Here is a 7,934-nt window from a genome sequence, read left to right on the forward strand (position 1 = left end):
GACAGGAGGACCGATGCCCGCCCTGATCATCGCCACCGCCGCGCTGCTCGTCGTAGCCATCGCCCAGCTCCACCGCCGCCGCGTGCGCGCACTGCCGCACCATGTGGACGTCCGCCCGGCCTCGACCGCCACCCTCAACCCGCGCGGCTGGCCCGCGCGCCGCGCCATGCTGTCCACCGGGCGGGCCGCCGACCAGGCCGCCATGCTCAGCCGGCGGCACCACCGCGACGAGCTGACCGACCAGCAGTACGCCCTGGAACGCGCCCGCCTCGGCCAGTAGTCACCGGGCCCGGAACACCCATGCCCGCAGCAGGGTGAACCGGGCCAGCGTGGCGGCCAGGTTCGCGCCGACCAGCACGGCGGCCTCGACCCCGGATCCGGCCGGGCCCGGGGCCAGGTGCAGCAGGGCCAGCGAGCCGCTGGTCAGCACCAGGCCGAGCCCGAACACCAGCAGGCCCTGCGCCTGGTGGCGCAACCGGTCGGCGGACCCGCGGATGCCGAACGTCAGCCGCCGGTTCGCCGAGGTGTTCGCGACCACGGTCACCAGCAGCGCCACCAGGTTCGCGGCCTGCGCCCCGAGCCCCGGCCGGGCCAGCGCGAACAGCAGCAGGTACGCGAGCGTGCTGGCCAGGCCCACCAACCCGAACCGCACCACCTGCCGCAGCAGGCGGCCGTGCGGGTCGGCGGGCGGGGTCGACGGTGTGCGGCCGAGTTGCTCGCGCAGCCGGGCCAGCGGCAGCGAGCCGGTCAGCAGCGCCCGACCCAGCCGGGCCACCCCGCGCAGGTCGGCCAGCACGGTGGCGACGATGTCGACGCGGCTGTCCGGATCGTCGACCCAGTCCACCGGCACCTCGTGGATGCGAGCCCCCGCGTTCTGGGCCAGCACCAGCAGCTCGGTGTCGAAGAACCAGCCGGTGTCCTCGACCAGCGGCAGCAGCTCACGGGCCACGTCGGCGCGGATCGCCTTGAACCCGCACTGCGCGTCGGAGAACGACGCGGCCAGCGTCCCGCGCAGCAGCAGGTTGTAGCAGCGGGAGATGACCTCGCGTTTCGCGCCGCGTACCACCCGGGACTGGGCGGCCAGGCGGGTGCCGATGGCCAGGTCGGAGTGGCCGGACACGAGCGGGGCGAGCAGCGGCGGCAGTGCCGCCAGGTCGGTGGACAGGTCCACGTCGAGGTAGGCCAGCACCGCCGCGTCCGAGGTGGACCAGACGTGGTGCAGCGCCCAGCCGCGGCCCTTCTGCTCCAGGCGGACCACCCTGACCTCGGGCAGTTCGGCCGCGAGCCGCGCGGCGACCTGCGGGGTGGCGTCCACGCTGGCGTTGTCGGTCACCGTGATGCGGAACCGGTAGGGCAGGTGCGCGGCGAGGTAGTCGTGCAGCCGCCGTACGCACGGTTCGAGATCGGTCTGCTCGTTGTAGACGGGCACCACCAGGTCGAGCAGCGGGGCGGCCGGGCCGGGCGTGACCGGGGCGCGGCGGGCCAGTGTCGGGGCGGTCATGACGCCTGCTTCGTGAGGTCGTACACGGTCTGCCCGCCGACGGTGGAGGCCTGGTAGTGCCCGGTCACCCAGGTCGCGATCTGCGCCGAGACCGCACTGCCGGAGCCCGCGCCGAACCCGGAGCCGCCGACGAACCAGTGAATGCGGCCCTGGCCCACCCATTGCTGGAACTGCGCCAGCGACGGGGCGTCGTCGGAGCCGTTGAACCCGCCGATCGCCATCACCGGCAGGCCGGTGCCGAGCTGCAGCCCGGCGGCGTTGTTCGCGCCGACGGTCGCGGCGACCCAGTCGTAGCGGTCGGCATCGGCCACCAGGGCCTGCTTCAGCTCGGCGTTCGGCGTGCTCGCCCCGAGCAGCCCGCCCATGCCGCCGCGACCGCCCGTGCCACCGGGCCGCTGCCCGCGCCCGGCCTGCCCGGTGACACCGCCGGCCTGGCCCGTGCCGTTCTGGCCGGCACTGTTCTGGCCCGCACTGTGCTGGCCGGTGCCGTTCGGCGCGGCGCCGTCGGGAGCGGACCCGCCCGGTGCGGTGCCGGTCTGACCGGGTGCCACGCCGCCGTTCTGACCACGCATGCCGCCGGGACCGCCGCCGAAGCCACCCGGATTGCCGCCCCGGCCGGGGAATCCGCCCGTGCCGCCGGTCACCGCCGGTCCCGCGGTGGGGATCGCGCCGGTGTGCGCCGAGGCCGCCGTCTGCAGCGCGTACGCCCCGGGTCCGGCCAGACCCACCGCCAGCGCGAGGCTGACCACGGCCCGGCGTGCCCAGACCGACCGCAGCGTCGCGGGCAGCAGTGTCGCCGCCGGCATCAGGCAGCCCAGGGCCAGCCCGCCGATGAGCACCGCCCAGCGCAGCCACGGCACGAAGTCGGGACTGAACCCCAGCAGGGTGTACGACCACCAGCCGGTGCCCGCCACGACCAGCGCCGCGACCGCCCGCGCCCAGGCCGCCTCGCGCAGCCGCCACAGCAGCACCGCGCCCGCGCCGGTCAGCGCGCCGATCGCCGGGGCCAGCGCGACGGTGTAGTAGGCGTGGAAGATGCCGGCCATGAAGCTGAACACCGCCGCGGTGACCAGCAGCCAGCCGCCCCACAGCAGGAACCCGGCCCGCACCCGGTCGGTGCGCGGGCGCCGCCACGTCGCGTAGACCCCGGCCGCGAGCAGCAGCAGCGCGGCCGGGAACAGCCACGTCGACTGGCCGCCCAAATCCGTCCCGAACAGCCGCAGCCAGCCGGTCTCGCCCCAGCCGCCTGCGCCGCCGACGCTGCCGACCTCCTCGCCGGTGAGCCGGCCGACGCCGTTGTAGCCCAGGGTCAGCTCCAGGATGCTGTTGTCCTGCGTGCCGCCGATGTAGGGACGCGAGTCCGCGGGCCACAGCTCGACGATCAGCACCCACCAGCCGGCGGCGGCGACCATCGCCCCGGCCGCGGCGGCGAGCTGCCACAGCCGCCGGCCCAGCTTCGGCGGCCCGAACAGCAGGTAGACGAGGCCGAACGCGGGGAGCACCAGCACCGCCTGGAGCATCTTGGCCAGGTACGCGAAGCCGACCGCGCCCCCGGCGAGCAGCAGCCAGCGGGTCTGCCCGCGCTCCATCGCGCGCGACAGCGCCCACGCGCCGAGCACCAGCATCACGACCAGCAGCGCGTCGGGGTTGTTGAAGCGGAACATCATCACCGCGACCGGCGTCGTCGCCATGACCGCGCCCGCGATCAGCCCCGCCGCCTGCCCGGCCCAGCGGCGCACGGTGTCGTACAGCAGCCCGACCGCGGCGACGCCGCACAGCGCCTGGGGCAGCAGCAGCGCGAACGAGTTCACCCCGAACACCCGGGCCGACAGGCCCATCAGCCACAGCGCGGCCGGGGTCTTGTCGACGGTGATGAAGTTCGACGCGTCCAGCGAGCCGAAGAAGAACGCCTTCCAGTCGGCGGACGCGGCCTGCGCGGCGGCCGAGTAGTACGGGTTGGCCCACCCCGACCGCGACAGCCCGATCAGGTACAGCGCGGCCGTCGCCACCAGCAGCAGGGCGGGCGGCCCCCACTGCCGCCAGGGCGCCGTACGCCCGGCGCCGTCGTGCGACGCGGCCTCAGGCTCCGCTGTCGCGGGCTCCGCGTCGTACGGCTCGGCAGCTCGCGCAGCGGCTCCGGGCTCCACCCCCACGCCGGGTCCTGCCTGCGAAAAGTCCTGCTCCATGGTGGTCATGGGACCACGTTGGCAGCGCTACCTCGGCGAACCGTCGACCCACCCTGAATGTCGCCTGAGCATCGGCTCCGGGTTCCGCGATCGTCCGACTTCCCAGGCAGACGGTCGTATGCGGAGTCGAGATACGCACACCTGCCGGGCAAGTCGGACGATCATCGGGCCGTGGCCGGACTGGCGCGCGCGGTGCCGGTCAGGCGCGGTGCCGGTCAGGTGCGGTGCAGGCGCAGGTCGGCGCGGTGCGCGGTGGCCTCTACGAGGCGGGCGTTGGCCTCGTCGCTGCGGTGCACCCAGTCGTGGGCGGCGGCGGGGTCCAGGCCTTTGGCGTGCTGGCGGGCGAGCAGGCCGTCGACCCGCGGCCCGTCGTCAGCCGACAGGTAGACCGCGAGGTCGAGCAGCTGCCGGACGCGTTCCCAGGGCGGGGTGTCCAGCAGCAGGTAGTTGCCCTCGGTGACGATCACCTCGGTGTCCGGCGGGACGGGGATCGCCCCGGCGACGGGCTCGTTGAGCACGTGGTCGAACGTCGGCGCGTAAACCGTCTCGCCGGTCGTCTCCCGCAGGCGGCGCAGCAGCGCGGCGTAGCCGGCCGCGTCGAAGGTGTCCGGCGCGCCCTTGCGGTCGGCCCGGCCGAGCCGCCGCAGCTCCGTGTTGGCCAGGTGGAACCCGTCCATCGGCACGACCACGGTGTGGTCGAGTTCGGCGGCGAGTTCCAGGGCGAGGGTGGACTTGCCCGCGCCGGGCGCGCCGGCGATGCCGACCAGCAGCCGGCCCGGCCGGGCCGCGCGCAGCCGGGCCACTTCGTCGAGCAGCGTCGTGAGCATCACGGCCAGTCTCTCAGCCCTCTGCCGCGGCGGCGAGTTCGAGCAGGGCGAGCCCGGCCGCGGTGACGTCGGCGGCGGTCCACTCCAGCGCCGGGGCGGCCACGGTGACCTCGGTCATCGCCAGGCCCGGGGACCGGTCGGTGAACGAGTTGGCGAACCAGGTCTTCTGCTGCTCGGCCAGGGTCAGCACGGCCTGGTTGAGCGCCGCGGCCGGGCCGGGCAGCCACAGCTGGAACTGGTGGGTGTGCGGCTCGTGCGGGAACACCCGCGCGCCGGGCAGCTCCGCCAGCGCCGCGGCGACGGTCTTGGCGTGGGCGACGTACTCGCTCAGGCGGGGCAGCTCGCGGTCGAGCCCGGCGAGCGCGGCCAGCACCATGGGCCACTGCTGGAAGAGCTGCCCGCCGTAGCGGTGCCGCCAGGCGCGCGCCTGCGCGGTGAAGTCCTCGGTCCCGGCCAGCAGCGCGCCGGACAGCCCGCCGAGCGTCTTGTACAGCGAGACGTAGACGCTGTCGGCCAGCCCCGCCACGGTCGGCAGGTCGCGGCCCAGGTGGAACACCGACTCCCAGAGCCGGGCCCCGTCGAAGTGCACCTTCGCCCCGCGCGAGCGGGCCGCCGCGACCAGGGCGTTCAGCTCGTCCCAGGTGGGCAGCACGAAACCGGCGTCGCGCAGCGGCAGCTCGACGAGCAGCGTGCCGAAGGGCTCGTCGAGGTCGCGTACCTCCTGCGCGGTGGGCTGGCGCGGTTCGGTGGTCGGCCACACGCCGCGCAGCCCGGTCAGCGTCTGGTACGCCTTGCGCTCGTGCACCTCCAGGTGCCCGAGCGGGTGCAGGGCCACCGCCCGGTTGCCGGTGCGCTCGGCCCAGCAGCGCAGCGCCACCTGCTGGGCCATGGTGCCGGTCGGGAAGAACACCGCGTCGGGTTTGCCGAGCAGCCCGGCGACCCGCCGCTCCAGCGCCGTGACCGGGCCGCCGCCGTAGAAGTCGGGGCGGCCGTCGAGGCCGTCGTAGTCGACGGCGGCGAGGTCCGCGAGCCTTTCCCGCAGGGACGGTGTGCGGTGCCCGGACAGGATCCGGTCGCAGCCGCGCATGAAACGCCAGCGTCGTTCCGCGGGATCCTCAGCAGCCATCGGGCCATGATGCCACCACCCGGCACGCCGCAGGCCACGGCCACCGTCAGTCGGCGTCCCCGGGGTACTGGAACACGTCGTCGAGCGGCAGTTTGAACACCCGGGCGATCTGGAACGCCATCTCCAGCGACGGCGAGTAGCGCCCCTGCTCGATGGCGATCACGGTCTGCCGGGTGACGCCGACCCGTTCGGCCAGCTCGGCCTGGGTCATCTCGCCGTGTTCGAGGCGCAGCACCCGGATGCGGTTGGTGACGCGGGTGGGCTTAACCATGGAACGCCCCGCGGTACGCACGGATCTTCGCGACGGCGCCCCAGGTCGTGCCGACGGCCCCGAGCAGGAACAGGACGTTGCCGATCCAGAACTGGTCTGCCCGCACCATGGCCAGCACCAGCACCGCGCCGGCCCCGACCCCGAGCACGGCCTGGGCGATGCGGTCGCCGTGGCGGACGATCTGCCGGTCGCGGACATCGGTCTCGGTGTGGTTGTCCCGGGCGAGCATGGCCGACACGATCGAGCCGAGGATCGAGCCGACGATGGTCGCGCCGATGGCCCACAGCATCGGCGTCACCCAGGCGATCTCCGCCGCGGGCTGCCGCCACAGCCGCGGGACCACCACGGCGAAGTAGGCCAGGGTCGTGACGGGCACCAGGACCGCCATCCACCAGGTGTTGCGTTCCTCGAAGGTGGTCGGGACGCGGTCGTCGTCGGCCGTGGGCGCGGGTTTGCACGAGGTCATGGCGGGGTCCCTCCCGGTCGGCCCGTGATGTAAAGAATTCTTGACACCACCGGGCACGACCGAGCGTAGCCGATGTCAGCCATTCTTTACCTCACCAGGGCCGCGTCACCGTCTGCCGAACATCCAGCGGATGGCGGCCACAAGCAGCGCGATGCCGAGGACGGTGCCGAACACGCCGGCGTACACCTGTTCGCTGGACACACGCCCACCATAGTGAGCACGGGCCCGTTCCGCCGCCACCACGCGGCCGGGCGCGGCGGCACCGATCCGCCCGAAACGCCTTTGTGCAGGCCAACCGGCCCAAGCCGAGCGCCGCGAGGGCGACAATGGCAGGGGCGGCACGCGACCTGACGGCGTGTCGGCACGTCACTGCCGGGAGGCCGGACCGATGAGCACGAAGCACTGGACCGTCGACATCGCCATCGACGACGACGGCTCCGGCCGTACGCGGGCGCACGCCCTCCTCACCACCGACGCGACGCCCACGCTGCGCGGCGACGGCAGCGCGGCCCGCAACCGGTTCGACGAGGACGTGCCGGAGATCGGCGACGAACTGGCCGCCGGCCGTGCCCTGGTGGAGCTGGGACAGCGGCTGCTCGCGCAGGCCGACGCCGACCTGGAGCGGACTCCCGCATGACCACCGCTCCCGCTCCCGCCACCGCCCCGACCACCGCGCCGCCGCTGCTGGAGCCGCCCTTGCAGCGCCTGGTCATGGCCCAGCTGGAGGAGCTGCCCGAGGCGCTGACCGGCCACACCGGCCCGCCGCGCCGCGTACTGGTGGCCGCGGCGTCGAAGTACGAGGCGACCGCCGAGATCGCCGACGCCGTCGCCAAGGTGCTCCAGGAGCGCGGGTTCGAGGCCGAAGCGGTGGAGATCGACCCGTCGGTGCAGGTCGACGGCTTCGACGCGTTCGTCATCGGCAGCGCGGTGTACTCCGGGCACTGGCTGCAACCGGCCCGCTGGTTCGTGCAGAGCCACGCCGCGGTGCTGGCGGCGCGGCCGGTGTGGCTGTTCTCCAGCGGCCCGGTCGGCGACCCGCCGATGCCCGACGAGGACCCGGTCGACGTCACCGCCATCGCCGAGGCCACCGGAGCCCGCGAGCACAAGGTGTTCGCCGGGCGGCTGGAGCACAGCCGCCTCAGCATCGCCGAGCAGGCCCTGGTCGTGGCGCTGCGCGCGCCCGAGGGCGACTTCCGGGACTGGGACGCGATCCGCGGCTGGGCCGGCGGCATCGCCGACGCGCTCACCGCGACCGGCCCGACCACCATCACCGGAACGATCAGCCTGGACTGACCCGGTCCGCGGACCACACGGCGCCCCGGCGTGGGGCATCATCAACGGCATAACCACACCCCCGACCTGAACCGCCGACGCGCACCCCCGCCGCCGGCCACCGCTCCGCACCCCCGGAGAAACCCCTCATGACCGAGCACACCCGTCGACGTGCCCTGCTGGCCGGCGGCGCGGGCGTGGCCGCGCTGGCCACCGGCGGCCTCTGGCTGGCCGGACGCGGCGGCGCGGACCCCGGCGCGGCGGCGCTCTGGCACGACCCGCCCG

Annotated in this window: 9 protein-coding genes; 3 read left to right on the forward strand and 6 right to left on the reverse strand. The window is 74.4% G+C overall.

The features are described 5' to 3' along the window. Positions 1 to 13 precede the first annotated feature (13 nt). Positions 14 to 280, forward strand: a complete 267-nt coding sequence (locus F6W97_RS38205) for a hypothetical protein (RefSeq protein WP_155375472.1) — start codon at positions 14 to 16, stop codon at positions 278 to 280. Here F6W97_RS38205 and F6W97_RS38210 read toward each other — a convergent pair whose 3' ends face one another. The 6 genes from F6W97_RS38210 to F6W97_RS38235 all read right to left on the reverse strand — a co-directional run bounded on the left by F6W97_RS38210 (position 281) and on the right by F6W97_RS38235 (position 6,377). Beyond that, on the reverse strand, positions 281 to 1,501 hold the full coding sequence (locus tag F6W97_RS38210) for a bifunctional glycosyltransferase family 2/GtrA family protein (protein ID WP_155375473.1): 1,221 nt from the start codon (positions 1,499 to 1,501) through the stop codon (positions 281 to 283). Then, positions 1,498 to 3,696 (reverse strand): glycosyltransferase family 39 protein, encoded by a 2,199-nt coding sequence (locus tag F6W97_RS38215; RefSeq protein ID WP_155375474.1) that lies wholly within the window; start codon positions 3,694 to 3,696, stop codon positions 1,498 to 1,500. The genes F6W97_RS38210 and F6W97_RS38215 overlap by 4 nt, the downstream gene beginning before the upstream one ends. 206 nt (positions 3,697 to 3,902) lie before the next feature. Further along, on the reverse strand, positions 3,903 to 4,514 hold the full coding sequence (locus F6W97_RS38220) for a nucleoside/nucleotide kinase family protein (RefSeq protein WP_155375475.1): 612 nt from the start codon (positions 4,512 to 4,514) through the stop codon (positions 3,903 to 3,905). A gap of 13 nt (positions 4,515 to 4,527) precedes the next feature. Next, a complete protein-coding gene (locus tag F6W97_RS38225) occupies positions 4,528 to 5,640 on the reverse strand; it encodes a threonine aldolase family protein (RefSeq protein ID WP_155375476.1) in 1,113 nt (370 codons plus the stop codon). A 46-nt stretch (positions 5,641 to 5,686) separates the two neighbouring features. After that, the gene (locus tag F6W97_RS38230) at positions 5,687 to 5,911 is read right to left on the reverse strand and encodes a helix-turn-helix transcriptional regulator (RefSeq protein WP_155375477.1); all 225 of its coding nucleotides are present in this window, start codon (positions 5,909 to 5,911) and stop codon (positions 5,687 to 5,689) included. Continuing rightward, positions 5,904 to 6,377 carry a hypothetical protein gene (locus F6W97_RS38235; RefSeq protein ID WP_230687317.1) on the reverse strand — a complete coding sequence of 158 codons (474 nt, stop codon included), beginning with the start codon at positions 6,375 to 6,377 and terminating at the stop codon, positions 5,904 to 5,906. The genes F6W97_RS38230 and F6W97_RS38235 overlap by 8 nt, the downstream gene beginning before the upstream one ends. A gap of 388 nt (positions 6,378 to 6,765) precedes the next feature. Between F6W97_RS38235 and F6W97_RS38240 the strand changes: the two genes are divergently transcribed. Together F6W97_RS38240 and F6W97_RS38245 are read left to right on the forward strand one after the other, a co-directional pair. Then, positions 6,766 to 7,014 (forward strand): dsRBD fold-containing protein, encoded by a 249-nt coding sequence (locus tag F6W97_RS38240; RefSeq protein ID WP_155375478.1) that lies wholly within the window; start codon positions 6,766 to 6,768, stop codon positions 7,012 to 7,014. After that, positions 7,011 to 7,670: a flavodoxin domain-containing protein gene (locus F6W97_RS38245; RefSeq protein WP_230687318.1), complete on the forward strand. Its 660-nt coding sequence runs from the start codon at positions 7,011 to 7,013 to the stop codon at positions 7,668 to 7,670. Before F6W97_RS38240 ends, F6W97_RS38245 begins: the two co-directional genes overlap by 4 nt. Positions 7,671 to 7,934 lie beyond the last annotated feature (264 nt).

Origin of the sequence: Catellatospora vulcania, from assembly GCF_009720385.1 — a bacterium.
Taxonomy (GTDB): Bacteria; Actinomycetota; Actinomycetes; order Mycobacteriales; family Micromonosporaceae; genus Catellatospora; species Catellatospora vulcania.

Bases quoted from the DNA above. Each gene is read 5' to 3' on its own strand.
- F6W97_RS38235 (WP_230687317.1), bottom strand. From the start codon at position 6,377: ATGACCTCGTGCAAACCCGCGCCCACGGCCGACGACGACCGCGTCCCG.
- F6W97_RS38245 (WP_230687318.1), top strand. From the start codon at position 7,011: ATGACCACCGCTCCCGCTCCCGCCACCGCCCCGACCACCGCGCCGCCG.
- F6W97_RS38240 (WP_155375478.1), top strand. From the start codon at position 6,766: ATGAGCACGAAGCACTGGACCGTCGACATCGCCATCGACGACGACGGC.
- F6W97_RS38205 (WP_155375472.1), top strand. From the start codon at position 14: ATGCCCGCCCTGATCATCGCCACCGCCGCGCTGCTCGTCGTAGCCATC.
- F6W97_RS38215 (WP_155375474.1), bottom strand. From the start codon at position 3,696: ATGACCACCATGGAGCAGGACTTTTCGCAGGCAGGACCCGGCGTGGGG.
- F6W97_RS38210 (WP_155375473.1), bottom strand. From the start codon at position 1,501: ATGACCGCCCCGACACTGGCCCGCCGCGCCCCGGTCACGCCCGGCCCG.
- F6W97_RS38225 (WP_155375476.1), bottom strand. From the start codon at position 5,640: ATGGCTGCTGAGGATCCCGCGGAACGACGCTGGCGTTTCATGCGCGGC.
- F6W97_RS38220 (WP_155375475.1), bottom strand. From the start codon at position 4,514: ATGCTCACGACGCTGCTCGACGAAGTGGCCCGGCTGCGCGCGGCCCGG.
- F6W97_RS38230 (WP_155375477.1), bottom strand. From the start codon at position 5,911: ATGGTTAAGCCCACCCGCGTCACCAACCGCATCCGGGTGCTGCGCCTC.